The sequence below is a fragment of the Glutamicibacter sp. genome, from assembly GCF_050701915.1.
In the GTDB taxonomy this organism is placed as follows: domain Bacteria; phylum Actinomycetota; class Actinomycetes; order Actinomycetales; family Micrococcaceae; genus Glutamicibacter.
This window is the reverse complement of the sequence record NZ_JBOGEG010000013.1, coordinates 1-23,507: the sequence shown is the minus strand read 5'-3', so window position 1 is coordinate 23,507 and position 23,507 is coordinate 1. Positions and strand designations below refer to the sequence as shown.

Annotated in this window: 22 protein-coding genes; 16 read left to right on the top strand and 6 right to left on the bottom strand. The window is 60.3% G+C overall.

What is annotated here, in order from left to right:
- Positions 1-9 precede the first annotated feature (9 nt).
- On the bottom strand, positions 10-462 hold the full coding sequence (aroQ, locus tag ACRDT3_RS09710) for a type II 3-dehydroquinate dehydratase (RefSeq protein WP_431492789.1): 453 nt from the start codon (positions 460-462) through the stop codon (positions 10-12).
- Between the two features lie 130 nt (positions 463-592).
- Positions 593-2,569 carry an acetate--CoA ligase gene (gene acs / locus ACRDT3_RS09705; RefSeq protein WP_431492788.1) on the bottom strand — a complete coding sequence of 659 codons (1,977 nt, stop codon included), beginning with the start codon at positions 2,567-2,569 and terminating at the stop codon, positions 593-595.
- Positions 2,570-2,774: 205 nt separating this feature from the next.
- On the opposite strand from acs, the gene nth reads away from it, so the two are divergent.
- Together nth and ACRDT3_RS09695 are read left to right on the top strand one after the other, a co-directional pair.
- Positions 2,775-3,569: an endonuclease III gene (nth, locus tag ACRDT3_RS09700; RefSeq protein WP_431492787.1), complete on the top strand. Its 795-nt coding sequence runs from the start codon at positions 2,775-2,777 to the stop codon at positions 3,567-3,569.
- A complete protein-coding gene (locus ACRDT3_RS09695) occupies positions 3,566-4,243 on the top strand; it encodes an NUDIX hydrolase (protein WP_431492786.1) in 678 nt (225 codons plus the stop codon). The genes nth and ACRDT3_RS09695 overlap by 4 nt, the downstream gene beginning before the upstream one ends.
- A gap of 6 nt (positions 4,244-4,249) precedes the next feature.
- Here the strand turns inward: ACRDT3_RS09695 and ACRDT3_RS09690 are convergent, their stop codons facing one another.
- A complete protein-coding gene (locus ACRDT3_RS09690; protein WP_431492785.1) occupies positions 4,250-5,899 on the bottom strand; it encodes a bifunctional 3'-5' exonuclease/DNA polymerase in 1,650 nt (549 codons plus the stop codon).
- Positions 5,900-6,046: 147 nt separating this feature from the next.
- Here ACRDT3_RS09690 and ACRDT3_RS09685 point away from each other — a divergent pair, with 147 nt between their 5' ends.
- The 7 genes from ACRDT3_RS09685 to ACRDT3_RS09655 all read left to right on the top strand — a co-directional run bounded on the left by ACRDT3_RS09685 (position 6,047) and on the right by ACRDT3_RS09655 (position 10,606).
- On the top strand, positions 6,047-7,111 hold the full coding sequence (locus tag ACRDT3_RS09685; RefSeq protein ID WP_431492784.1) for a hypothetical protein: 1,065 nt from the start codon (positions 6,047-6,049) through the stop codon (positions 7,109-7,111).
- On the top strand, positions 7,108-8,349 hold the full coding sequence (locus ACRDT3_RS09680; RefSeq protein WP_431492783.1) for a TadA family conjugal transfer-associated ATPase: 1,242 nt from the start codon (positions 7,108-7,110) through the stop codon (positions 8,347-8,349). Before ACRDT3_RS09685 ends, ACRDT3_RS09680 begins: the two co-directional genes overlap by 4 nt.
- Before the next feature lie 3 nt (positions 8,350-8,352).
- Entirely contained in the window at positions 8,353-9,033 is a 681-nt protein-coding gene (locus tag ACRDT3_RS09675; protein ID WP_431492782.1) for a type II secretion system F family protein, read from the top strand.
- On the top strand, positions 9,030-9,566 hold the full coding sequence (locus tag ACRDT3_RS09670; RefSeq protein ID WP_431492781.1) for a type II secretion system F family protein: 537 nt from the start codon (positions 9,030-9,032) through the stop codon (positions 9,564-9,566). Before ACRDT3_RS09675 ends, ACRDT3_RS09670 begins: the two co-directional genes overlap by 4 nt.
- 126 nt (positions 9,567-9,692) lie before the next feature.
- Complete coding sequence (locus tag ACRDT3_RS09665; RefSeq protein WP_431492780.1) at positions 9,693-9,875, top strand: DUF4244 domain-containing protein; 183 nt, start codon at positions 9,693-9,695, stop codon at positions 9,873-9,875.
- A gap of 3 nt (positions 9,876-9,878) precedes the next feature.
- Positions 9,879-10,214 (top strand): TadE family type IV pilus minor pilin, encoded by a 336-nt coding sequence (locus tag ACRDT3_RS09660; protein WP_431492779.1) that lies wholly within the window; start codon positions 9,879-9,881, stop codon positions 10,212-10,214.
- Positions 10,211-10,606 (top strand): Rv3654c family TadE-like protein, encoded by a 396-nt coding sequence (locus ACRDT3_RS09655; protein WP_431492778.1) that lies wholly within the window; start codon positions 10,211-10,213, stop codon positions 10,604-10,606. Before ACRDT3_RS09660 ends, ACRDT3_RS09655 begins: the two co-directional genes overlap by 4 nt.
- A 15-nt stretch (positions 10,607-10,621) precedes the next feature.
- Here ACRDT3_RS09655 and ACRDT3_RS09650 read toward each other — a convergent pair whose 3' ends face one another.
- A complete protein-coding gene (locus ACRDT3_RS09650; RefSeq protein WP_431492777.1) occupies positions 10,622-12,952 on the bottom strand; it encodes a DEAD/DEAH box helicase in 2,331 nt (776 codons plus the stop codon).
- A gap of 98 nt (positions 12,953-13,050) precedes the next feature.
- Positions 13,051-13,707: a GNAT family N-acetyltransferase gene (locus ACRDT3_RS09645; RefSeq protein ID WP_431492776.1), complete on the bottom strand. Its 657-nt coding sequence runs from the start codon at positions 13,705-13,707 to the stop codon at positions 13,051-13,053.
- A gap of 165 nt (positions 13,708-13,872) precedes the next feature.
- On the opposite strand from ACRDT3_RS09645, the gene ACRDT3_RS09640 reads away from it, so the two are divergent.
- Positions 13,873-14,772, top strand: a complete 900-nt coding sequence (locus ACRDT3_RS09640; RefSeq protein WP_431492775.1) for a rhodanese-related sulfurtransferase — start codon at positions 13,873-13,875, stop codon at positions 14,770-14,772.
- 54 nt (positions 14,773-14,826) lie between these two features.
- Here the strand turns inward: ACRDT3_RS09640 and ACRDT3_RS09635 are convergent, their stop codons facing one another.
- Positions 14,827-15,405: a GNAT family N-acetyltransferase gene (locus tag ACRDT3_RS09635; protein WP_431492774.1), complete on the bottom strand. Its 579-nt coding sequence runs from the start codon at positions 15,403-15,405 to the stop codon at positions 14,827-14,829.
- Positions 15,406-15,478: 73 nt separating this feature from the next.
- On the opposite strand from ACRDT3_RS09635, the gene ACRDT3_RS09630 reads away from it, so the two are divergent.
- The 6 genes from ACRDT3_RS09630 (at position 15,479) to proC (ending at position 23,458) form a co-directional block, all read left to right on the top strand.
- Positions 15,479-17,068, top strand: coding sequence for a DUF7059 domain-containing protein (locus tag ACRDT3_RS09630; protein WP_431492773.1), 1,590 nt, complete (start codon positions 15,479-15,481; stop codon positions 17,066-17,068).
- A 23-nt stretch (positions 17,069-17,091) separates the two neighbouring features.
- The gene (locus ACRDT3_RS09625; protein WP_431492772.1) at positions 17,092-17,742 is read left to right on the top strand and encodes an ArsR/SmtB family transcription factor; all 651 of its coding nucleotides are present in this window, start codon (positions 17,092-17,094) and stop codon (positions 17,740-17,742) included.
- Between the two features lie 148 nt (positions 17,743-17,890).
- Positions 17,891-20,680, top strand: a complete 2,790-nt coding sequence (gene topA, locus ACRDT3_RS09620) for a type I DNA topoisomerase (RefSeq protein WP_431492771.1) — start codon at positions 17,891-17,893, stop codon at positions 20,678-20,680.
- A gap of 32 nt (positions 20,681-20,712) precedes the next feature.
- On the top strand, positions 20,713-21,732 hold the full coding sequence (locus ACRDT3_RS09615; RefSeq protein WP_431492770.1) for a Ppx/GppA family phosphatase: 1,020 nt from the start codon (positions 20,713-20,715) through the stop codon (positions 21,730-21,732).
- A gap of 54 nt (positions 21,733-21,786) precedes the next feature.
- Positions 21,787-22,611 carry a sugar phosphate isomerase/epimerase family protein gene (locus ACRDT3_RS09610; RefSeq protein ID WP_431492769.1) on the top strand — a complete coding sequence of 275 codons (825 nt, stop codon included), beginning with the start codon at positions 21,787-21,789 and terminating at the stop codon, positions 22,609-22,611.
- A 4-nt stretch (positions 22,612-22,615) separates the two neighbouring features.
- Entirely contained in the window at positions 22,616-23,458 is an 843-nt protein-coding gene (gene proC / locus ACRDT3_RS09605) for a pyrroline-5-carboxylate reductase (RefSeq protein ID WP_431492768.1), read from the top strand.
- The last annotated feature ends 49 nt before the right edge of the window (positions 23,459-23,507 follow it).

Below are 23,507 nucleotides of genomic sequence, written 5' to 3'. Positions count from 1 at the left end.
GGCCTGCTGCTACTTGCCCAGCAAATGCGCGAGCTGCTGAACTGCCAACTTGTAGCCGTGCACGCCCGCGCCGATGATGATCGAGCTGGCTACCGGCGAGATGAACGAATGGTGGCGGAACGCTTCGCGCTTGTGCACGTTGGAGATGTGCACCTCGATGGCTGGCAGCTGCACGCCGCTGATGGCATCGGCAATAGCTACAGAGGTATGGGTGAAAGCGCCGGGGTTCATGATGATGCCGGCTGCGGTAGTGCGGGCCTCGTGAATCGCGTCAATGAGCACGCCCTCGTGGTTGGACTGCAAGGCGCGCAATTCAAAGCCGAGGGCAGTGGCGGTATCCCGGGCCAGCTGCTCGACATCGGCCAGGGTGTCATGGCCATAGATTTCCGGCTCCCGGGTGCCCAGCAGATTCAGGTTGGGGCCGTTGAGCAGCAAGATGGTGTTCGATGCGTTCTCAGTCATGAACTCAAATCTATTACACAACCGGGAAATTGCCGCCCAAATTCACTAGCCCCGTAATACAAGAAGCCGTCGTTCTTCCACACCAGCGGTGTGGCAGAACGACGGCTTGCTGCGCTTGAGCGTGCAGCGGCTACTTGCCCATGGACTGCGCGATCTGGCTCATCACAGTTGAATCGGACAGCGTGGTGGCATCGCCGACCTCGCGGCCTTCGGCCACGTCCTTGAGCAGGCGGCGCATGATCTTGCCCGAGCGGGTCTTAGGCAGTTCTGGAACCACCAGCACATGCTTCGGCTTGGCGATCGGGCCGATATCCTTGCCCACGTGGTTGCGCAGGGTCGCCACCACATCCTCGCCTTCAGCCGGCTCGGTTTGCAGGATCACGAAGGCGACCACAGCCTCGCCGGTGGTCTCGTCCTTCGCTCCCACCACTGCGGCCTCTGCCACGTACGGGTGGGCGACCAGCGAGGACTCGATCTCGGTGGTGGACAGGCGGTGCCCGGATACGTTCATCACGTCATCCACGCGGCCCAGCAGCCAGATATCGCCGTCGGCGTCCTTCTTCGCGCCGTCGCCGGCGAAGTACATGCCATCGAATCGCGACCAGTAGGTGTCCTTGTAGCGTTCCATGTCGCCCCAGATGCCGCGCAGCATCGCAGGCCACGGTTCGCGGATGACCAGGAAGCCGCCCTCGCCGTCGGCCACGGATTCGCCGGCCTCGTCCACCACGTCAATGGCGATGCCCGGCACGGCCACCTGGGCCGAACCCGGCTTGGTTGCGGTGACGCCCGGCAGCGGCGCGATCATGTGCGCACCGGTTTCGGTCTGCCACCAGGTGTCCACGATCGGGGCCGGGTGTTCCTTGCGTTCGCCGTTCTTGCCGTTGTTGGTGCCGATGACATCGCGGTACCACATCCATGCTTCCGGGTTGATCGGTTCGCCTACCGAACCCAGCACGCGCAGGGAGGACAGGTCGTAGCCATCCGGGATTTCGCGGCCCCACTTCATGAAGGTGCGGATTGCGGTTGGCGCGGTGTACAGGATGGTGACGCCGTACTTTTCCACCAGTTCCCACCAGCGGCCCTGGTGCGGGGTGTCCGGGGTGCCTTCGTAGATCACCTGGGTGGCGCCGTTGACCAGTGGCGCGTAGGTGACGTAGGAGTGGCCGGTAACCCAGCCGATGTCCGCGGTGCACCAGAAAACGTCGGTTTCAGGGTGCAGATCGAAGGTGTCGCGGTGAGTGGCTGCGCCCTGGACCAGGAAGCCGCCGGTGGTGTGCACGATGCCCTTGGGCTTGCCGGTGGTACCCGAGGTGTACAGCACGAACAACGGGTGCTCGGAATCGTGGGCCACTGCGGTGTGCTCGGTGGCTGCGGTGCCGACTACGTCATCCCACCACTTGTCCAGTGCGCCGAATTCGGTCGGCTCGCCGTTGCGCTTGACCACCAGCACGTTTTCCACGGTGTGGCCCGGTGCTTCCAGGGCCGCATCCACTGCCGGCTTCAGCGAAGAAGGCTTGCCGCGGCGCCAGGTGCCATCGGCGGTGACCACGAGCTTCGCGTCCGCATCATCGATGCGGCTGCGCAGCGCGTCGGCGGAGAAGCCGCCGAAGACCACCGAGTGGATGGCGCCGATGCGGGCGCAGGCCAGCATCGTGATCACGGCTTCCGGGATCATTGGCAGATAGACGGCCACGCGGTCGCCCTTGGCTACGCCCAGGGACTCGAAAGCGTTGGCGGCCTTCTTGACCTCTTCGGTCAGCTGCGCGTAGGTGTAGGTGCGGGTATCGCCCGGTTCGCCTTCGAAGTAGATGGCCACGCGGTCGCCCAGGCCGTTTTCCACGTGGCGGTCCAGCGCGTTGTAGGCTGCGTTGAGCTTGCCGCCTACGAACCACTTGGCAACCGGCGCCTGCGACCAGTCCAGGGTTTCGGTGAAATCGGTGTCCCAGGTCAGTACCTGACGTGCCTGGTCCGCCCAATAGCCCAGGCGGTCTGCATTGGCTGCGTCGTAGCGGGCCTGTGTGGCGATGGCGTGATCGCTGAAGTCCTTGCTCGGGGCAAAGGAACGGGTTTCGGTCGACAAGTTGTCCAAGGTTTTCGAATCACTCACTGTGTTCGCGTCCTTCCACGTAGTCACAAATATTTTCTCTGTGATCAAAGTTACATCCTCTGGCAGGGGTCGGTGTGCTTTGTGTCACCGCGAAAGGGGAAATGGGGTAATTTGTGCGCCGAGCGGTTGGCTGCACGCGATGAACAGCACGCCGGGACGGTGTCCAAGGGTGAAAACTTCGCGACCTCATGGCACGATCTAAAGCGTGGCGAAGAAACTGAACAACGAAACTGAGCTGGGGCTGAAGCGCCGGGCACGCAAGATCAACCGGGAACTGGCGCAGGCCTACCCCTACGCGGTGCCCGAGCTGGACTTCGAGAATCCCTTTGAACTGCTGGTAGCCACTGTGCTCTCGGCACAGACCACCGACGTGCGGGTCAATGCCATCACTCCAGCGCTCTTCGCCCGTTTCCCTGACGCCCACGCAATGAGCCAAGCCGAGCGGGGCGAGCTTGAGCAGCTGATCCGCCCCACCGGTTTCTTCCGCGCCAAGACGGATTCCCTGCTAGGGCTATCGGCCGCCTTGGTGGAACGCTTTGACGGAGAAGTGCCAGCCAAGCTCGAAGAGCTGGTGAAGCTTCCCGGAGTGGGACGCAAAACCGCCAACGTCGTGCTGGGCAACGCCTTCGGTGTTCCCGGAATCACCGTGGACACCCACTTCGGGCGCCTGGCTAGCCGCTTTGGATGGACCGATGAAACCGACCCGGTCAAGGTAGAGCACGCGGTGGGGGAACTATTCGAAAAACGCGACTGGACGATGCTCAGCCACCGCGTGGTATTCCATGGCCGCCGCGTCTGCCACTCGCGCAAACCTGCCTGCGGGGCCTGCGCCATCGCCAAGCTTTGCCCCTCATTCGGTATCGGTGAGGAAATACCAGCCAAGGCCAAAGCGTTGCTCAAGTATGAACTCGCACCAGGACGAGAAGAATTGCTGGCGAAAATGATCGCCGGAGCAACTCGCCGCGAGCTGAGGGCTGAAGGATACGGATTAGACGCATGAGCGCACGCTTGGAACTGGAAAAAGTAATTGCCCGCCATGCGGCGCAGGTCGGGGCAACGCAGAAACTGCCCAGCGAATGGGTGATGAGCGATATCGAGCTCGGCGCTGCACGCCGGGCCGCGGTGCTGATCCTGTTCGGCGCCGCCGGAGAGGCGGCCCTGGAACCGCACTCCCGGGTCGGCGATCTGGACTTGTTGTTCGTGGAGCGGGCCGCGACCCTGCGCAAGCACGCCGGGCAAATCGCCTTCCCCGGAGGCGGCATCGACCAAGAGGATCCGAGCGTTGCCGACGCCGCTTTGCGCGAGGCGTGGGAAGAAACCGGCGTGGATACCTCCGGGATCGAAGTCCTGGGCAACTTGGGCGAAACCGAATTGCCGGTTTCGAACTTCCTAGTGACCCCGGTGCTTGGCTGGTGGCATACCGAATCCAAGGTCTATCCGGCAGACCCGGAAGAAAGCGCCGGCGTGTTCCGCGCCCCGGTGGCGCACCTGCTGGATCCGAGGAATCGCTTGACCGGTGTGGTGCATCGCGGCAATCAGAAGTTCAAGACCCCGGCCTTCGATTTTGAAGACCGGATCATCTGGGGCTTCACCGCGATCGTGCTGGACCGGCTGTTCAACGAGCTGGGTTGGACCCAGCCGTGGAATAACCGCCGTGAACTGCGCATGGCCTGAATCCGGCTATTTCGCGTCCGCGTAGTTCCCGGAGATTGCAACGCTGACCGGGAATCGCGGCGAAGCCTGGCCAAACAGGGAGCGTCCGGCGAGCATGGCTGCGTGCCGGATCAGCTCCTGCAACTGCCTAGCTAATTCGTTGGGGCATTCAAAGACAATTTCGTCATGGACGAAGAACACCTGGCGGCAGCTCTGGCTCCACCCGGCCTGATGGATCAGATGCCGTGCGTGGCCCATCCACACCAAAGCCCACTCCGCGGCGGTAGCCTGTACGACAAAGTTCCTGGTGAACCGGCCGCGGGCTCTGGCTGCGCCGTCTGCAGCCCGCTGTGATGCTTCATCGTTGGTCGCTTTCTGCGCTTGCAACCACTGCTCATCGGCGGGCTGGCAACCGCGGCCGAGGAAACTGCGCACGCCTTCACCCTGCTCGCCGGCATGAGCCGCCTGTTCGACGAAACGCATGGCGGTGGGAAAGCTGCGGGTCAGGGCCGCGCCTACCGCACCTGAAGCGCCGCCACCGCCGCCGTAGATGACCGAGAGCATGCCCAGCTTGGCGTCTTCACGGGAAGCTACGAGCTTGGCATCCAGCAACCACTGGTACAGGTCATCTTGCTGGCCTGCTTTTTGCAATTGCTGGTCATTGGAAATAGCTGCCAGGATTCGAGGTTCCAGCTGCCTTCCGTCGGCCACCACAAAGGTCGAGCCGGGAGCGGTACGCACGACCTGGCGGATGGAATGCGGCAATTGGAGCGCTCCGCCGCCAGAAGCCGCCCAGCGTCCCGAAGTCACCGTTCCCAGGACATAGTGCGGATGGAACCTGCCACCTTTCACCCATTGATCCAGCCACGCATCTCCATGGGTGCTGGCTAGGCGTGAGAGTTTCTTGTATTCAAGAACTTCAGAAATCAATGGATGATTGATCTGCTCAAGTTCCCAGGCCCGCACCGAGCTCACAGCGAAACCGGCCTTATGCAGGGCGCGCAACAGCTCCTGTGGTGAATCCGGGTTGAGCCCGGGACTGCCTAGTGCCATTGCCAGCTGCTGGGCTTTGGCCGCTAGTTTTGGCGGCCGTCCATAGTCGGATACGCGTTCGCCCAATTGCTCGCGCAGCAAGGCGCGGTGTCCGGCTTCATCCCATGACAAGCCGGCCGCTTCCATCTCGCAGGCTATCAAGGCACCGACCGATTCGGCATGGATCAATAATTCCAGGCGCTGACGGGGACCGGGCTCTGGCGGCAACGCTTCGCGCTGGGCAACGTACATGGCTACGAGCTCGGAAAGGGACTCGCCTGAGGTAGGGGCGGCGAAGAGCGCATCCTGACCGACCCTTTCTTGGGTCTGAACAGGTCGTTCAAGATTGAAGTCTTCGAGCTTCTTCGCACTGAGCGGGGAGCGGTGCACGATGCGTTGGGCCAAGGAGAGAATGTAGGCCTTGGCCAGGTAGACCCCGGCAGCGACAAGCGGCTGCATCCACGGGGTGGTGCGGAGCATGGCCCAGCGGGGCGAATACCGTGCTTCGGTTTCGGCGACAAATCCGGCAAAATCATCGCGGGATACCGAGGCAACCGGCTGCAGCGGGTTGCCAGAGTACTGGTCACGAAGATCGATAAGGGCGTAGCCATCAGGATCGGCAGCAAGGAAAGCGATGGCACTCATGGATCCATTGTGCCGTGCCAGCGGCCGATATCCCCAGTTGGTTGGCTAGCGGCACGCAAATGAATGGGCAGATGCCACGCTCGATGCATGAAATGGCTATCAGAATCCCCATCGGCTAAACCGCTGAAAAACTCGCAACGATTTGTGATGACTGAACTGGATTTCGTGCAGGTGCCTCCGAATAGAGCCAGGACGGCGGCGGCTGATGACCGAACTGCGGAAGATGAACCGATCTGCACCATCGTGAGCAACGATCCACGGATTATTGAGCGATGTGCGGTGATCGCGGTCAGTGCGGCGGTGAGAATCAACCAATGCACCGACCCGCAACTGTTGCCCGCGGATAGTTCGGGGCCGGTGCTATGGGGCAGCGACATGGCAGCGCTGGCCGAAAATACGAGCCGACCGGTGGATGTCCTGGTCGGCTTGGAAGATGGCGAGGCCATCGTGTGGGGCTTGGCCAGCAGGATTCCCAAATCGAGGGTGGCAGTGTTGCCCTCAGCCAGCCAATGGCTCGGCGAGTACCTCGGCCTCTGGGCCATGAGGGCAGGGCATGGACACACGCTCGAGCTGAATTCCACGGCAGGCGGGCTGGGGACTACAACCCTCGCCCTGTTGCTGGCGCATGCCGGAACCCTGAGCGGTCTTCGCAGCGCCATGATTGACCTGGATCCGCATTCCCAAGGCGCATGGCCGCTAGTTTGCGCGCAACCGCCAACGGGAATCGGATGGGAAGAATTGCGGCAATCCGGCGGCGCGATTGCTGCTCATCAACTTGCCGAAACGCTGCCGAAGCTTCGCGATACCGCGATCTTGACCTGGTCCCAAGCAAGCAGAACGCATGAGTTGGAGGACCAGCTGGTGATTCGCCTGCTGGCTGCGGCTCGGCAAGGATTCGACCTGGTCGTAGTGGATGCTGGACGCGCACCGCATCCGCAACGCCTGGCACTGAACCAGTTCATTGACCGAAATATCGCCACTGCCAGTTCCCTGACCGTGCCGGCCTCGGGGGAAGTGGTGCTGTGCGGGGAACAGAAACTACGCAGCACCCCTGCAGGCTTTCCGGAGATTCTTGGGGCCTTTCCTGATCTTCCCCGGATCAGCAAAGCGATAGAGCGCGGCCAGCTATTCGACAGCTTCAGATCCCGGGCACTGCGCCAGCACCTGTCCAATCTCTGCCTGATACCGCAATTGAAGGAGCAACGCTCATGAGCCCGGGCCGGCATAGCCAAAACGCCATCCCGTCAACGGGCGGGCCCGTGCTGGATGCCAAAATTCTGGAGTCCGTTCGTGAACGCGCATTGCTCACCGGCGGGCAGCTCGACGCGATTGCCTTGGCAGGAGCAGTCCACGATTCCGGCGCGGCCCTGGGGTCCCAAGGTGCCGCCCAATCCCTGGAATCGCTGCAGCACGAAGTGGCAGGCCTATCTATCCTTGAGCCTTTCGCGCAGCGGCCCGAGGTGACCGATGTTCTGGTCGACGGGCAAGGGATGGTCTGGACGGATTCTCCGGCCGGCTTGGAACCGACCGAATTCCGGTTTTCCTCCCCCGAGCAGGTTCGGACGTTGGCCGTCCATTTAGCGACCCTTGCTGGCCGAAGGCTAGATTCAGCTAGCCCATTCATGGACATGAGCTTGAAGAATTATCGCGTCCACGCCGTACTGCCGCCAATTGCCACAGCCGGTCCGCTGATTTCGATTCGCGTCAAGCGCGGCGCCCGGCTCGAACTAGGCACGGTGCTAGAACCATCAAACCGGTTTTGGCTGCCGTTGCTTCAGGCCATCGTGGCACGCCAGATGAACTTCCTGATTACCGGCGGAACAGGCAGCGGCAAGACTACCCTTCTGCAAGCCATGCTGGCCGAAGCCAATCCCCGGCACCGATTGGTCATCGTGGAGGACTCGCAAGAACTACAAGTACCGCACCCGCATGTTGTGTCGTTGCAAACCCGTTCGGCCAACGTCGAATCTGCCGGCCAAGTGCAGCTCAAGGACCTGGTCGTTCAAGCCCTGCGCATGCGGCCCGACCGACTGGTCGTTGGCGAATGCCGTGGGGAGGAAATACGCGATTTTCTTGCAGCCATGAACACCGGGCATCAAGGAGCAGCGGGCACCATGCACGCCAACAACCCGCAATCGGTTCCGGCACGCCTGGCAGCTCTGGGCGCACTCGCCGGATGGAGTGTGCAGGCGACTTCCTTGCAGGCCTCCAGCGCCTTAGACCTCGTCATTCACATGAGCAGGGGGAGCCAAGGGCAGCGCGGACCGGTGGCACTTGGATGTCTGGACACTGGCAGCGACGGCCAGATGAACATGCGCAGCCTGATAGATCTCTCCGCCGCCGAACCGCTTGCCGACTACGGCCAAAGCTTCTTGGCGAACAGGTTTGGCCAAGCGCTCACGCGCACCATTGCCAAGGAGCTCGGTGATGAGAACGCCAAGGAGCAATGACTTATGCTGATCCTCATCTTTGGCGCATTGGCGTTGTGGCTCTGGATCCCCGCGCACTCAGCAAACCAGAGCAACGCTGGCTCACTTCGCAGACTTCGGGATCGCAGGGACGAACGCCATAAGCTCGGGTACCAGGCGCTGGGCACCGATGCACGCATCATCCGTGAACTATCGGCGCTGCTTCGGAGCGGATTGGGTTTCCATCCCGCCGTTGATGCGTTGCTAGAGACCGAGAACGACAGCGGGAACATCATCCAAGCGCTCAAAGACCTCCAAGCAACGCATCGGCTAAACAACAGCACTCCCGGACCTGATGCTTCGGCGAAGCAGGAACTGGGCCCGGCGGTCCAACGACTGCACTGGTGCCTGGAACTCTCGGAACGCAGCGGCGCCAGCCTTGCCGATGTATTGGAACGGCTAGCTGAAGACCTCGAAAGTGCCCTGGTGGCCCAGCAAGCATTCGAAGCGGCCATGGCTGGCCCTAAAGCAACCACCAAGTTGCTGACCTGGCTTCCACTGGTGGGGTTTGGATTTGGCCTGCTTCTGGGCATTGATGTCCTAGGCACAATAGGCCGATCATGGGCGGCACAACTCAGCGTGCTCATTGGAGCACTACTGTGGATCGCGAACCGGATCTGGTGCCAACGGCTCATGCAGGCAACCTCCAGCCAGGCATTCTCATGATCATTCTGATTCTGCTTTTTGGTGCGCTTTCCATCGCTCTGGCACTAGGACCACCCAACCCGAAAAGTCGAGAAGGCAAAGCACCGCAGCGCCCATTGAAAAGACGATTGGCTGATGAAAAACCTGTCGAGTTGATCCTCGATCTTAGCGCCAGCCTGTTGGACTCGGGCATGCCCATCACCGAGATTCTCGATTTGCTCGGGCACAGCATTGAACAGTGCGCGGTGCTGCGTAGCGTCGCACGCTGCTTGGAAATGAATATGGCTTGGGACAAAGCTTGGGAAGCCGTCCCGCCCTGGCTCGCCCCGCTACGTAAAGCACTGCACTTCGCCCACATGACCGGAGCACCGGCAGCCAATCTGCTACGCAATACCGCGATTTTGCAACGCCGTGAACATACACAGAAAGTTGCACGCCTCGGAGCGCAATTCGGCACCCGACTTGTACTTCCCCTAGGGGCCTGTGCACTGCCGGCTTTCATCGCCCTGGGCGTAGTACCACTGATCATCGCGCTGTTCCCCAGCTACCAGTAAACCGCTGCCAAGGGTTATGCCCAGCTCGTAAGAAACCAGTGCAGCTGCCGGCGGCGCTCGCCGAAGGTATAAGCACAACGTCCCCGGCATCGACGCCGGGGAGGACGGTCTAGAAAGGACAACACAATGAACCGACAGTTCCAAGAAATCAGGGATCAGCTTCGGGAGGAGCAGGGATCCACCACTGCCGAATTCGCTATGGTCACCCTGGCTGCCGTAGCTTTTGCCGGCTTGCTGATCAGCATCCTGTCCAGCGGCGACGTACGTGGCATGCTAATGGGCCTGATTACCAAAGCTCTGTCGCTGTAGGCCATGAGATTCCGCGACGAATCGGGTAGCAGCACCGCAGAATTTGCGGTGCTGCTACCCGCGGTTGCCGTCATGCTGTCCTTGGCTTTGTGCTTTGGTGTCGTCGGGATCCAGCAGATCCAGGTTCAGCAGGCTGCCGGGGCCATGGCCAGGGAGTTGGCCCGCGGCGAGGACGATGCAACCGCTCGCGCCAGTGGGGTGAGGCTGGCTGGAAACCAAGCCCGCTTCTCGCTATCAGCTGCCAACGGCTACTCGCAGGTCCACGTCAGCAAATCGGTACGGCTTCCAATTATTGGCAGCATTCAGGTCCACGGACAAGCCAGTGTGGCCGTCGAATGAAAAAGCGGCGGAGCCTTCGAAGTGAACAGGGCAGCGGAACGGTCATGGCAACAGCGCTCGTGGTTGTTGCACTGCTTATTGCCGGTGCGGTTTTGGCGTGGGTTGCAGCAACGAGAGCCGCGATGCAGGCGGCCAGCGCTGCCGATCTGTCGGCGCTGGCTGCCGCGGATACGGCCCGTGGGCTACGCCCCGGAGAACCATGCAAAGTAGCTGCGCTCTTGGCGCAATCCAACGGTGCGCAGTTGGCATCATGCACGGTGGAACCCGATGGCCAGTCGGTGCGCGTTACGACTCACGTTCCTGTCGGGTTCCGTGCCATGGGCATAGAGCTGTACCTGGCCGAATCCCAGGCACGGGCAGGAGCACCGCCACTGGACGCGCCGGTGCGGTGAGCGGGGCAGAAGCCGTTAGCGGTGGTGCGCTGGCTCGACGTCATCGAGCACGGCGGTCAACAGCAAGATCGCTCCAGCCTTATCCAATGGATTATTGCGGTTACCGCACTTGGGGGACTGCACGCAGCTTGGGCAACCGTGCTGGCATTCGCAGGCCTGGATGGCATCTCGGGTGGCACGGACCCAAGCGGTGAATCGCTCGAAGCCACGCTCGGCGAACCCAGCACCGCCAGGCTGTGCGTCATAGACAAAAATTGTCGGATGGCCGGTATCCATATGCAGCGCAGTGGAAACTCCACCGATATCCCAACGGTCGCTGGTGGCTACCAGTGGCAGCAACCCGATCATGGCATGCTCGGCAGCATGCAAGGCCCCGGGGAATTGATCAATCTCCAAGCCAGCTCGCAGCAGTCGCTGTTCGGTCAGGGTGAACCAAACGGACTTGGTATTCAAATCCCGGGCTTCAAGCTCCAAGGGCTCTTCCGAAAGCACTTCATTAGAAGCCACCGATTTGCGCTGGAAAGAAACGACCTGAGTGGTCACCGTGACTTCACCGAAATGAATCGTCAGTTCTCGGTGGTTTCGGTTACGTTCCTCGGAATCAATGGCAACCGTGGTGAGATCACGCGCCGTGGTGTAGTAATCAGGATTCACCCGAGTCACAATCACCACATGGTTCTGCTCATCAAGTTCTTCCACATGGTAGCTGGCACCCTGATGCACGTAGATGGCCCCGGGATGCGCCTGATAATGCGTTTGCGGGGAATCCATCGTGCCAAGCAAAGCACCGGTTTCCGCATCAATGATGTCAACTGGTCCACCACCATCAGCACGGATGGAGAACATCCCTGCCGCATGTTGCGGATGCGTCCAGAACCATCCAGCCGGGCGCCGGCGCAAGTAGCAGCGTTGCACCAGCGAATCCAGAAGCTGTTCGGTCTGCGGACCGAAAAGTTCCAGCTCTTCAGGTCGCAGGGGAGACTCTTGCGCGGCGGCGCAGAGATGGCCGCTAAGCACGTACTTGTTTTGCGGATCAAAGACCGTCGCTTCGACCCCCAATTCAAAGATGGCTTCGGGATGATGAGCCAGGTACGTGTCCAATGGATCTTCAGCTGCGACAAAGATCGCCAGTGCGTCCTGTCCTGAACGTCCGGCACGGCCAATTTGCTGGAAGAACGACGCGCGGGTGCCTGGCCACCCGGCAACCACTACCGCATCCAGGCCCGCAATATCTATGCCCAGTTCCAACGCCGAAGTTGAGGTGACACCCAACAACTCACCACTGCGCAATTGCTTTTCCACCTCACGGCGCTCATTGGGCAGGTAGCCCGAGCGGTACGCCGCAAGCCGGACGGATAAATCCGGAGCAAATTTTTCGAGATGCTTGCGAGTGAGCGTTGCGATTGTTTCAGCTCCACGGCGGGACTTGATGAAGACAATGGTTCGAACGTGATCAGCCATCAGATCGGTGAGGATTGAGGCGCTCTCGGCGATGGCGGTACGTCGTACCGGTGCACCATTTTCACCCCGGTGTTCACTCATCGGAGGCTCCCACAAGGCCATCACCAGCTCACCGCTGGCAGAGAAATCGTTGGTCACCGCTTGAGCTGGTGCCCCGATGAGACGCCCGAAGGATTCTTCTGGGTCTGAGCTCGTCGCGGACGCACCGATGAAGACCGGGCAGTTGCCGTAGTAGGCGCAAATGCGCCGCAATCGGCGCATCAGGTTGGCTACGTGTGCGCCAAAGACTCCGCGGTAGGAATGGGCCTCATCAATAATGATGTAGCGAAGGCGCTTGAAGAATCTGGACCAAGCCGGATGGTTGGGCAGGATGCCGCGGTGCAGCATATCTGGGTTGGTGAATACGAAGTTGGCGTGCTGACGCACCCAAGTTCGCGTGGCCTGGTCGGTATCGCCATCGTAGGGAGCGGCTCGGACCCCGGGAACGTTTAAGGACTCCACCGCGGAAAGCTGGTCGGCTGCCAATGCTTTGGTTGGGCAGATATAAAGCACCGATGCACCGGCATCAGCATCGTTGAATCCACTGTCCTTTGCCTGATGCAACTGTTCGAGGCTTGGCATCAGGTAGGCCATGGACTTACCCGAGGCGGTACCGGTGGAAACTATGGTGTGGTGGCCCTCGTGGATGAGGTTCGCTGCTTGGGCCTGATGCAGCCATGGCTGTTGAATGCCTAGGCCCTGGAAAATCCCAACAAGTTCAGTGCTGAGCCACGCTGGCCATTGGCTGGTGATCTCGTCTTTGGCCGCCCTGGTACGGCGGTGCACCACCGCATCTGGATCATTGGTCCGGTCATAGGGATCTAAGAGAGAACGCACTGACTTCACGAGGACGCCTTCCGGACCGAGATTCGCTGGAGTTAAAGACTATCGCCGTGCTTGACGTGGAAGCGTCAAGCACGGCGATAAGGGTAATCGTGGAGGCTCTAGGCCTTGAACATGACAACCTTGCCCAGCGAAGTCCAGCCCAGCGAAGCGTAAAGTTGCTGGCCATCGACCGAAGCGATCAACAGGCCTTCATCAACGTCGTGTTCCTGAGCCAGCGAAGCCAGCGCACGCATGATCAGGGTACCTAGGCCCTTGCGGCGGAAATCGGCGCCGGTGATGATGCGGTCGAAGATTGCGTATCCGCCAACTGCCGAGACGTGGCCGGAAGCAGCAACTACTTCCTGGTTGTCCTCAGGATGCAACGAAACGTAGGCATGAGTGCCATCGCGTTCAATCTGGAAGACGAAGCCGTCTGCAGGCAGAGGGACTTCGACGTCGTGCACCGCTAGTTCTGTGACCATCAGTGCTTCGTCGTCGGCGGTGACCTGCAGGCCTACTTCGGTCGCAATTGCAACCAGATTCTCGGCGGAGTCGTCGAAAGCCGTCAGGCGACGGTTTGGGTGCTTCGTCAAGGTCTCGGCTACTGCTGCGAGTTCTTCTTTGGAGGGACCATAGATGACGTATTCCCAGTCTTCTGTGGTGTCGTGGCGCAGCGCAGCGTGGACTCGTCCTTCGTTACGAGTTTCATAACCACGAGCCCCAGCCCAGCCTGCTACCCAGGTGCCAATCAGTTCATCGCTTGCGTTTGATGCCATAATTTGACCCTACCTTGTCTTTCCTAGGAATTAGCTGACATTGAACTAATCGTTGCCTACTTGGAACTATTGCACTGGCCGAGAGCCCGATATCTTCGGGAAAGATCAATGTGACATTGCTCTTTTCCTCGGCGTTTCGCGACCAAAAGCTACTAACATTGTAGGGTGGCCATTCATCGTATTGTTCTGTATTACGCTTTTACTCCGCTCCCAGACCCGGAGGCAATCCGCCTTTGGCAGCGCTCGCTGCTGGAGCGCTGGGGCTTGCGCGGACGCATCATCATCTCCAAAGACGGCATCAACGGCACCGTTGGTGGCGAGATCTCCGCAGTCAAGGCCTACGTCAAGGCCACGCGAGAACTGCCAGCCTTCAAGAAGATGGATATCAAGTGGTCTGAAGGTTCGGCGGAAGACTTCCCGCGTATCTCCGTTAAGGTTCGCGACGAGATCGTGACCTTCGGTGCTCCGGGCGAACTCGAAGTAGACGAAAACGGCGTTGTCGGCGGTGGCACACACTTGCGCCCAGAAGAACTTCACGAGCTGGTTGACAGCAAGAAGCAGACCGGCGAGAAGGTTCATTTCTTCGACGGCAGAAACGCATTCGAAGCGCAGATCGGCAAGTTCAAGGACGCGATCGTCCCCGAAGTGGATACCACCCGCGATTTCGTTGCCGAGCTGGACTCGGGAAAGTACGACCACCTGAAGGACCAGCCGGTGGTCACCTACTGCACCGGCGGCATCCGCTGCGAAGTGCTTTCGGCTTTGATGGTCAAGCGCGGATTCCAAGAGGTGTACCAGATGCAGGGCGGCATCGTCCGCTATGGAGAGAAGTACGGTGATGAGGGCCTGTGGGAAGGCTCGCTCTACGTCTTCGACAAGCGCATGCATACCGAGTTCTCCGATGACGCAGTCACCATCGGCGAGTGCGTTGGCTGCCAGGGCCCAACCAACAAGTTCGAGAACTGCTCGGACCCGGCCTGCCGCAACCTGCGCCTGTTCTGCGAGGATTGCGCAAAGGACGAAGCACTGCGCCGCTGCCCAGACTGCAGCACCGTGGACGCCTAATTACAGCTTGGACCAACCGCGGCCTGGACTTTCAATAAGTCCGGGCCGCGGTTTCTATGCGGCCACTTTCGGCCACAATCCGCTCGATGCGTCCTTGACTTCGGCCTGTTCCACCTCGGTCCGATAAATTTTCAGCCCGCGAGCCTGGTAGTTCGGTAGCGCCGTCGGGCCGTCCAAGGAGCACGTATGCAGCCACACCCGGCTGACCTCAGGCAGCTGTGGCCAGCGTGAACCCAAGGCCCAGGCCTGTTGCAGTGCTTCGCTGAGCAACACTCCACCTAGGCCACGGCCGGTAGCTTCGGGAAATAGGCCGAAGTAGAAGATCTCGACTTCACTTCCGGTTTCGGCGACTTCGGTGACGAGCTCCACGTACCCCTTGGGAGCACCCTGTTGGTAGAGTACCCACGTTTCAGAGCCCTGGCGTCGGAGCACTTCCTCCCACTGCTCTCGGGTAGATCCCAGGCGGTCAGCCCAGTTCAACTCGCTGCCCACGCTCTGATAAAGGAACCGCGAAAATTCCGGGGTGATCTCTTTGGCTAGCTCAATCCGGGCGTCCTCGGGCAGGGATTTGGCCGAGGGAATGACGTCGGCGGAATTGAGCTGCTGGAGATAGGTCACCGTTACTTGGGTCATGCCCACATCATAGGTCGCCATAAGTTGCCTGGCCTAGCTATCCCCGGTTGCGTTACTCGGTAGACTTGGAGTTGTGAATGCTGCTGAATTTTCTTCCATTGATGACGCTCCCCAGAGCTACAATCAACTGCTAATCGACTCGCTAGCCAAAGACCTGACTGATGTCGGGTACAACTATGAAAATGTTGCGGGGCTGCTAGGTGAGGAAGCTGCGGCAGCATTTGCCCGCGATCAGCTCCACCCGGCATTGCGAAATCTGGATCGCAGCAGGCCGGATGCCTCTCTTGCCTGCGTGGTGCGTCTCTTCCAAATGGGCCAGACCCAGGAAGACGCGGCCATCAATGCCGCCTTCCCGACGCTGAAGACCGACGGGTTGCTCAAGTTGGGTCTGGTCGAGTCCTGGGCTAGCGGTTACCGGGCCAAGATTGCCTTGGCGCTGAATTCATCCGATGCCGACGGCGAGTTGTGGGTGGCTCATGACTTGGGTGCGCACCAGCGTCCCGGCGTGTTGCGCACCGACCACGTGCTGGGCATTGGGCAGGCGTCCCTGACCCTGGCGCAGATCACGATCCGCGAAAAGGTCGAGCGCGCACTGGACTTGGGTACCGGCTGCGGCATCCAGCTATTCCATCTGCTCTCGCACGCGGAACACGTCACCGCCACCGACCTGTCGGCTCGAGCTCTGGGCTTCACCCGCTTCAACCTGATGCTCAACCACCAGGCCTTGAACCTGGATCCGGATGACCTTGAATCGCGGGTCACCTTGCTTCAGGGAAGCCTGTTCGAGCCGGTGGCCGGATCCACCTTCAACTTGATCGCCAGCAACCCGCCATTCGTGATCACCCCGCGAAGCAGCAACGAACGAGCCAAAGACCGGTTCACCTACCGCGATGGTGGAATGGCCGGCGATACCTTGGTGAGCACCTTGATCGAGCAGGCTCCAGACCTCCTGGCACCGGGTGGTTGCATGCAAATGCTTTCGAACTGGGAGATTCCTCGCCTAGATGATGAATCAAATCAGCCGTGGGATGCCCGCGTGCGCCAGTGGTTCGGCGACAAACTGGATGTATGGGTGATCGAGCGCGAACAGGCAACCCCAAGCGGCTACGCCGAGACATGGCTGCGTGACTCCTCGCAGACCGAGGACAGCACTTCGTACATCGCCGCCTACAACGCATACCTCGATGACTTCGAGTCCCGCGGCGTGGGCGCGATCGGCTTCGGTTTGGTGTACCTCCGCCGCCCAGCCACGGGCCAGCCGGTACTGCAGCGCTACGAGCAGCTCTCGCACCAGGTGGAACAGCCGCTGGCCCCGACCTTGCAGCGGGACATTGCGATGTCGGACCAGCTGGCCGCCGCCGCTGAAGGGTTCAAGGATTGGCACCTGCTGGTGGCCGAGGATGTCACCGAGGAGCGCCACCAGCGTCCGGGTGCAGAACACCCCGGAGTGATTTTGCTGCGCCAGGGGGCTGGGCTGCGCCGAACCGAATTACTTGATACCGCGCAGGCTGGATTTGTTTCCGCCTGCGACGGGGATTTGTCTGTATCGCAACTAGTCAACGCCTTGGAGTCCTTGATTGGCGAAGGGCAAGAAAACTTCGCGGACCTGCTTTATGAAGCAGTCAAGCGACTCTTGCGACATGGCCTGCTTCAGAAAATGTGAAACAAGCGCTAAAGTTTTTCCCTATGACACGGAACACAGTTGAGGAACAAGGTGGGGCCGCCTCGCGTGATGAGGCAGAAATCCCACAAGTTGTCTCGATCACTGACCCCCAAGCGATTCGAGCGTTGGCGCATGACGCTCGACTGATCGTCTTGGATGAGCTCTTTGCTTCGCAGACCACCCGCACCGCTACAGAACTTGCATCTTTGTGTGCGCTGACGCCTAGCGCCATGAGCTATCACCTCCGGGCCCTGGAGAAGTACGGGTATGTGATTCGTGCTGCCAGTGAAGGCGACGCACGCGAGCGCCGCTGGCGTGCAGCTGGTGAACGGCTCGAGCTGAACACTCAGATCGACTCGGCGAACGCCAAAACTGCGTACTTGAACGTGCAGTTGAACGCATTCCGCACCCGACTCAATGCTGAAGTCCAGCGGCGCGAGGCAGAAGCGAAGACCGGAATTGCTCCGGACCCCGACCGTCCGCCGATGCTGACTAGTGGTTTGGTCTTCCTCTCGGAAGCCAAGCAACGCGAGTTCAACCGCAGAATGCTGGATCTGGTCTACGAATACGAGGCACAGGCAACAGCCGAGGAACGCAGTATTGATTCGCGGCGTATGTTCTACTTAATCTCATTGCTTCCCGAATACCAGAGCATGGGGGAGGCATCATCATAAGTATGCCTGGCTCGGGGAGCGCGGATTCTTCGGTGTAAGATCATCGAGAAATGTGCTTATAGAGTAGGCATAAAGAACGAAGCTGCGATGGCGGATCGATCAGAGCCCGAAAAGGGTGTCGAAGGTCCGTGTTGTCTAAAGGAGTGCTGTGCCCCCCAAGGCCAAGGAAAAGACTGGTAAGAAACTCGTAATCGTGGAGTCTCCTGCCAAGGTGAAGTCGATCGCCAAATATTTGGGCGAAGGCTTTGACGTGGATGCTTCAGTGGGCCATATCCGCGACCTTCCGCAGCCCTCAGAACTGCCAACCGAGCTGAAAAAGACCTCGGTGGGCAAGTTCGCTGTCGATCTGGACAACGACTTTGAGCCTTACTACATGGTCTACCCGGACAAGAAGAAGCGCGTTTCGGAACTGAAGGCGAAGCTCAAAGAAGCTGACGAACTTTACCTCGCAACCGATGCGGACCGCGAAGGCGAAGCCATCGCGTGGCACCTGTTGCAGGTCCTGAAGCCAAAGGTTCCGGTTCGCCGCCTGGCCTTTACCGAAATCACCAAGGAAGGCATCGCCCGCGCACTGGAAAACATGCGCGAGCTGGATACCGACCTCGTCGACGCCCAGGAAACCCGTCGTGTCCTGGACCGCCTCTATGGTTACGAAATTTCACCGGTGCTCTGGCGCAAGGTGGCTCGCGGCCTGTCCGCTGGCCGTGTGCAGTCCGTGGCCACCCGTCTGGTCGTCGAGCGCGAACGCGAACGCATGGCCTTCATTCCCGCCGGATACTGGGACGTGAAGGGCAACTTCGCCACCGGTGAAGGCGAAGCCTTCGCAGCGAAGCTATCGGCAGTGGATGGCGCCCGTGTCGCCTCCGGCCGTGATTTCGATGACCGCGGTCAGCTGAAGACCACCCGCAACAAGCTGGCCCACCTGGATCAGGACTCGGCCCAGTCGCTGGTGGCGAACCTGTCGAACACCGACTTTGCGGTGACCTCCGTCGAGGACAAGCCCTACACCCGTCGTCCGGCGGCCCCTTTCACCACCTCCACACTGCAGCAGGAAGCTTCCCGCAAGCTGCGCTGGAGCTCCAAGATCACCATGCAGATCGCTCAGCGTCTGTATGAAAACGGCTACATCACCTACATGCGTACCGACTCGGTCTTCCTCTCGGGCGAGGCAGTGAACGCTGCACGCAAGCAGGCAACCGAACTGTACGGCGCCGATTCCGTTCCAGCCAAGCCGCGCGTCTACAAGGCCAAGAACGATGCCGCGCAGGAAGCCCACGAGGCTATCCGCCCAGCCGGTGACATGTTCCGCCGCCCCAAGGACGTGCGCTCCTCGCTGTCCAAGGACGAGTACGCACTGTACGAGCTGATCTGGAAGCGCACCGTGGCCTCGCAGATGGCCGATGCCAAGGGCTTCACCGCCACCATCAAGCTGCAGGGCACCGCCAGCGATCGCCGCGTGGCCGAGTTCTCGGCCTCAGGCACCGTAATCACCTTCCGCGGTTTCCTTTCCGCATATGAGGAGGGCAAGGACGAACAGGCCCTGGAAGCCGCCGCAGAGAATGCCGAAGCCCGTTTGCCGCAGTTGGCTGTGGGCCAGCAGCTTGCCGGCGATGAGCTGACCGCTCTGGGCCACGAAACCACCCCGCCAGCTCGCTACACCGAAGCTTCGATCGTGGCCGAGCTGGAAAAGCGCGAGATTGGGCGCCCGTCGACCTACGCGCCAACTATCTCCACGATCATGGACCGCGGCTATGTCACCAAGCGCGGCGGCGCCCTGGTGCCGAGCTGGATCGCCTTCTCGGTGATCCGCCTGCTCGAAGAGCACTTCGCGAAGTACGTGGACTACGACTTCACCGCCCGACTGGAAGATGATCTCGATGAGATCGCCAAGGGCCAGCGTGCCCGCACCGACTGGCTGAACCTGTTCTACTTCGGCAAGGGAGCGGAGGCCGAATCCGAAGGCCTGAAGCATGTGGTCGACAACCTGGGCGACATCGATGCCCGTGCGATCAACTCGATCAAGGTCACCGATGACATCACCTTGCGTGTGGGCAAATTCGGCCCGTACCTGGAACGCGCTATCCCGGAAGGCGCCGAGGAAGGCACCGAGCCGCAGCGCGCCAACGTGCCTGAGGATCTGGCCCCGGATGAGCTGACCGCCGAAAAGGCCGAGGAGCTCTTTGCCAACTCGCAGGTCTCCGAAATGGACTTGGGCATTGATCCGGAAACCGGTCGCAAGATCGTGGCCAAGGATGGCCGCTACGGCGCCTACGTCACCGAGATCATCCCGGAGCCAACCGAAGAGGAATTGGCGGCCCAGCCGGTCGAGTACTACAAGAACGGCAAGCCCAAGCCGCCAAAGAAGCCAACCAAGGTCAAGCCGCGCACCGCGTCGCTGTTCAGTTCAATGACCGTGGAATCGGTGACCTTGGAAGAGGCCTTGAAGCTGATGAGCCTGCCTCGTGTGCTCGGTGCTGACGCTGAGGGCGAAGAGATCACGGTGCAGAACGGCCGCTTCGGTCCGTACCTGAAGAAGGGCAGCGATTCGCGCTCAATCGAGAGCGAAGACCAGATCTTCACGATCACTTTGGAAGAAGCGCTGGCGATCTACTCGCAGCCGAAGCAGCGTGGCCGTCGTGCGGCGGTGCCGCCATTGGCCGAGTTCGGCGTTGACCCAACCAGCGAGAAGAACATCGTGGTCAAGGATGGCCGCTTCGGCCCGTACATCACCGATGGCGTCACCAACATCACCGTTCCACGCACTACCTCCCTGGAGGAACTGACTCGCGAGCAGGCTATCGAGCTGCTGGCCGACAAGCGTGCCCGCGGACCGGTGAAGCGCACGGCAAAGAAGGCACCGGCTAAGAAGCCAGCAGCCAAGAAGGCCCCGGCGAAGAAGGCTACGGCCAAGAAGACCACCGCAAAAAAGACTGACTAGTCTTTCTTGCCAGGCCTAACGAGGAGCGCACCATGAGACTCGGTGTATTGGATATCGGTTCGAATACCGTTCACCTGTTGCTCGTCGACGCATATCCGGGCGCACGCCCGGTTCCCTATGCCTCGCACAAGCGACCCCTGTCCTTGGTGCGCTACCTCAATGAGTATGGCGCCATCACCGAAGAAGGCCAGCACGAGCTGATCTCCTTCATCAAGGAAGCCGCCAAGTTCGCCGAAAACCATCAGGTTGAGGACTTCATGGCTTTCTGCACTTCAGCGATCCGTGAATCCTCCAACGGTGCTGCCGTCCTGGAACGCGTCGAAGTTGAGACGGGCGTGAGCTTGATGGAACTGACCGGCGAAGAGGAAGCCGGCATGACCTTCTACTCGGTACGCCGTTGGTTCGGTTGGTCATCGGAATCCATCCTGAACCTGGATATGGGTGGCGGCTCATTGGAGCTGGCCCTGGGTGTTGACGAATTCCCGCAGACGGCTTTCTCCGTGCCTCTGGGTGCTGGCCGGCTGACCCGCGAGTGGCTTCCCAACGACCTGCCTTCCATGAAGGAAGTCAAGGAACTCCGTACGTACGTACGTGATGTTCTCACCGACCCAACTACCGAACTGCGGCAGTATGGCAAGCCCACCTTGGCCACCGCTACTTCTAAGACTTTCCGCTCGCTGGCTCGCATTACCGGAGCCGCGCCGAGCACGGAAGGCCCATATGTTAAGCGTGTGCTCAATCGTGACGCATTGAAATTGTGGACCAACCGGTTGACCGCAATGAGCTGGGCGGAACGTGCAGAACTGCCCGGTGTCTCAGAGATTCGCGCCCCGCAACTGCTTGCTGGAGCGATTGTCGCTCACGAAGCGATGAGTGCCCTGAAACTGAAATCTGTGCGGATTTGCCCGTGGGCTATCCGCGAAGGATTAATGCTTCGACGTTTTGATCACGTGATGTTTGACTCTGCGACACCGCTCAGTAGTAGCGTTGGAGTTGGGGAAGTAGCTCTGGACAATGAGAAGTACAAATTTCTCGCCAAACCCAGCAGCTAACCTTCTTGGCTAAACGGTGCCCGCAAAGTGGACACGGTAACAGGAGGCAAGAGCATGGAAGACCAGAAGAGCACAATGAAGGTGCCAGTCACCCTCTCTAGCGCGTCAGTTTATCCGCTGACCGTCCATGACGCCTTTGCGATGGCCAAGGACGTGGGATACGACGGGCTGGAAGTGCTGATTACGGGCAACGCAGCCAGCCAATCCGCCACCGCGCTCAAGGCCTTGATGGATAAGTACCAACTGCCAATCATGGCCATCCACGCACCGACTCTGCTGCTCACCCAGCAGGTGTGGGGCTCAGCTTGGGCCAAGATTGAACGTTCGGTCATCCTGGCCCAAGCCGTCGGGGCAAGCGTGGTTGTCGCACATCCACCATTTAGGTGGCAGGGCTCCTACGCCGAGGAATTCTCCGAGGGCGTGAAGCGACTGGTTGACACCACGGGGATGAAAATTGCCGTGGAGAATATGTACCCATGGCGCGCCCGGGGCCGTGAAGCCAAAATGTACCTTCCGCACTGGAACCCAGTCCCGCAGCACTACGAGCATGTGACCTGGGATTTCTCCCATGCGGCCATTGCCAATATGGATTCACGCCAAGCAGTTGAAGACCTGGGCCAGCGACTGGCACATGTGCACCTGTGCGATGGTCTGGATAACGGCAAAGACGAGCACCTCGTGCCAGGGCTGGGCACCCAACCGGTGGCCGAAACGCTGCAGTATTTGCGTGATGCCAACTGGGGCGGAACCATCGCTGTCGAGGTCTCTACCCGCAAGGCACGCAATACTGGGCAAAAGGAAGAATGGCTGGGACAGACCCTAGAATTTGCCCGCCAGCACTTAACAGTCGGCAGCGACCCCAAGCCAATGACACAATAGCCATATGAGTGAAGCAACAAAGAATCTGTCCCTGTCCTTCCTCGGTGCTGGCTCCATGAACGGCGCCATCCTGCGTGGCATCATCGCATCGGGCCATGACCCGCGGCTCATCACCGCCACCGTGCGAAGCGATAATCGTGCAGCGGAACTGCGTGAATTGGGCATCAACGTCTTGGTCAGCGAGCAAGATCCGGAAGCCAACCGAAAGGCTGCCTCCAGCGCAGACATTATCTTCCTGGGCGTGAAGCCGGTGGGCATCACCGACCTATGCGAGGAGATTTCCGGATCGCTGGACGCGCATAAGGTTGTTGTTTCCGTAGCCGCCGCAATCACCTTGAGCAGTATGCAGGCTCACCTGTCGGCAGGCCAGCCGGTCATCCGTTCCATGCCGAACACCCCTTTGATGGTTGGGGCCGGCGTTGTGGGAATCAGCCCGGCCGCAAGCGTGAGCGAAGAGCAGACCAAGATGGTCATCGATTTGCTCTCCGGATCCGGTGACGTGCACGTCATTGGCGAAGAGCAGCAAAATGCGCTTTCGGCAATTTCCGGTTCCGGTCCAGCCTATGCTTTCTACCTGGCTGAGGCCATGGCCAACGCCGGTGTGGCCATGGGCTTGGATGAAAAGCTCTCCATCGCACTGGCCCGTGCCACCGTGGCCGGTGCAGGCAAGATGCTCTCGAACCCTGACGCGAATCCATCGGCCCTGCGCAAGGCAGTGACCAGCCCGAAGGGCACCACCGAGCAGGCTATCGCCACCTTCGATGAGCAAGGCATTCCAAAGATTATTGCTGCCGGCACCCAAGCGGCAGCGGCCCGTGCAGCCCAGCTGAGTGAAGAGCTCGGCTAAGTACCAGCATGCAATACGGCGGTGGCCGGCAACCTATTGGTTGCCGGCC

Excerpts from the sequence above, each read along its gene's own strand:
- ACRDT3_RS09615 (WP_431492770.1), top strand. The coding sequence starts at position 20,713 with ATGAGACTCGGTGTATTGGATATCGGTTCGAATACCGTTCACCTGTTG.
- ACRDT3_RS09635 (WP_431492774.1), bottom strand. The coding sequence starts at position 15,405 with ATGACCCAAGTAACGGTGACCTATCTCCAGCAGCTCAATTCCGCCGAC.
- ACRDT3_RS09695 (WP_431492786.1), top strand. The coding sequence starts at position 3,566 with ATGAGCGCACGCTTGGAACTGGAAAAAGTAATTGCCCGCCATGCGGCG.
- ACRDT3_RS09665 (WP_431492780.1), top strand. The coding sequence starts at position 9,693 with ATGAACCGACAGTTCCAAGAAATCAGGGATCAGCTTCGGGAGGAGCAG.
- ACRDT3_RS09685 (WP_431492784.1), top strand. The coding sequence starts at position 6,047 with ATGACTGAACTGGATTTCGTGCAGGTGCCTCCGAATAGAGCCAGGACG.
- ACRDT3_RS09675 (WP_431492782.1), top strand. The coding sequence starts at position 8,353 with ATGCTGATCCTCATCTTTGGCGCATTGGCGTTGTGGCTCTGGATCCCC.
- ACRDT3_RS09690 (WP_431492785.1), bottom strand. The coding sequence starts at position 5,899 with ATGAGTGCCATCGCTTTCCTTGCTGCCGATCCTGATGGCTACGCCCTT.
- ACRDT3_RS09625 (WP_431492772.1), top strand. The coding sequence starts at position 17,092 with ATGACACGGAACACAGTTGAGGAACAAGGTGGGGCCGCCTCGCGTGAT.
- ACRDT3_RS09645 (WP_431492776.1), bottom strand. The coding sequence starts at position 13,707 with ATGGCATCAAACGCAAGCGATGAACTGATTGGCACCTGGGTAGCAGGC.
- ACRDT3_RS09660 (WP_431492779.1), top strand. The coding sequence starts at position 9,879 with ATGAGATTCCGCGACGAATCGGGTAGCAGCACCGCAGAATTTGCGGTG.
- ACRDT3_RS09680 (WP_431492783.1), top strand. The coding sequence starts at position 7,108 with ATGAGCCCGGGCCGGCATAGCCAAAACGCCATCCCGTCAACGGGCGGG.
- aroQ (WP_431492789.1), bottom strand. The coding sequence starts at position 462 with ATGACTGAGAACGCATCGAACACCATCTTGCTGCTCAACGGCCCCAAC.
- proC (WP_431492768.1), top strand. The coding sequence starts at position 22,616 with ATGAGTGAAGCAACAAAGAATCTGTCCCTGTCCTTCCTCGGTGCTGGC.
- ACRDT3_RS09655 (WP_431492778.1), top strand. The coding sequence starts at position 10,211 with ATGAAAAAGCGGCGGAGCCTTCGAAGTGAACAGGGCAGCGGAACGGTC.
- ACRDT3_RS09670 (WP_431492781.1), top strand. The coding sequence starts at position 9,030 with ATGATCATTCTGATTCTGCTTTTTGGTGCGCTTTCCATCGCTCTGGCA.
- ACRDT3_RS09610 (WP_431492769.1), top strand. The coding sequence starts at position 21,787 with ATGGAAGACCAGAAGAGCACAATGAAGGTGCCAGTCACCCTCTCTAGC.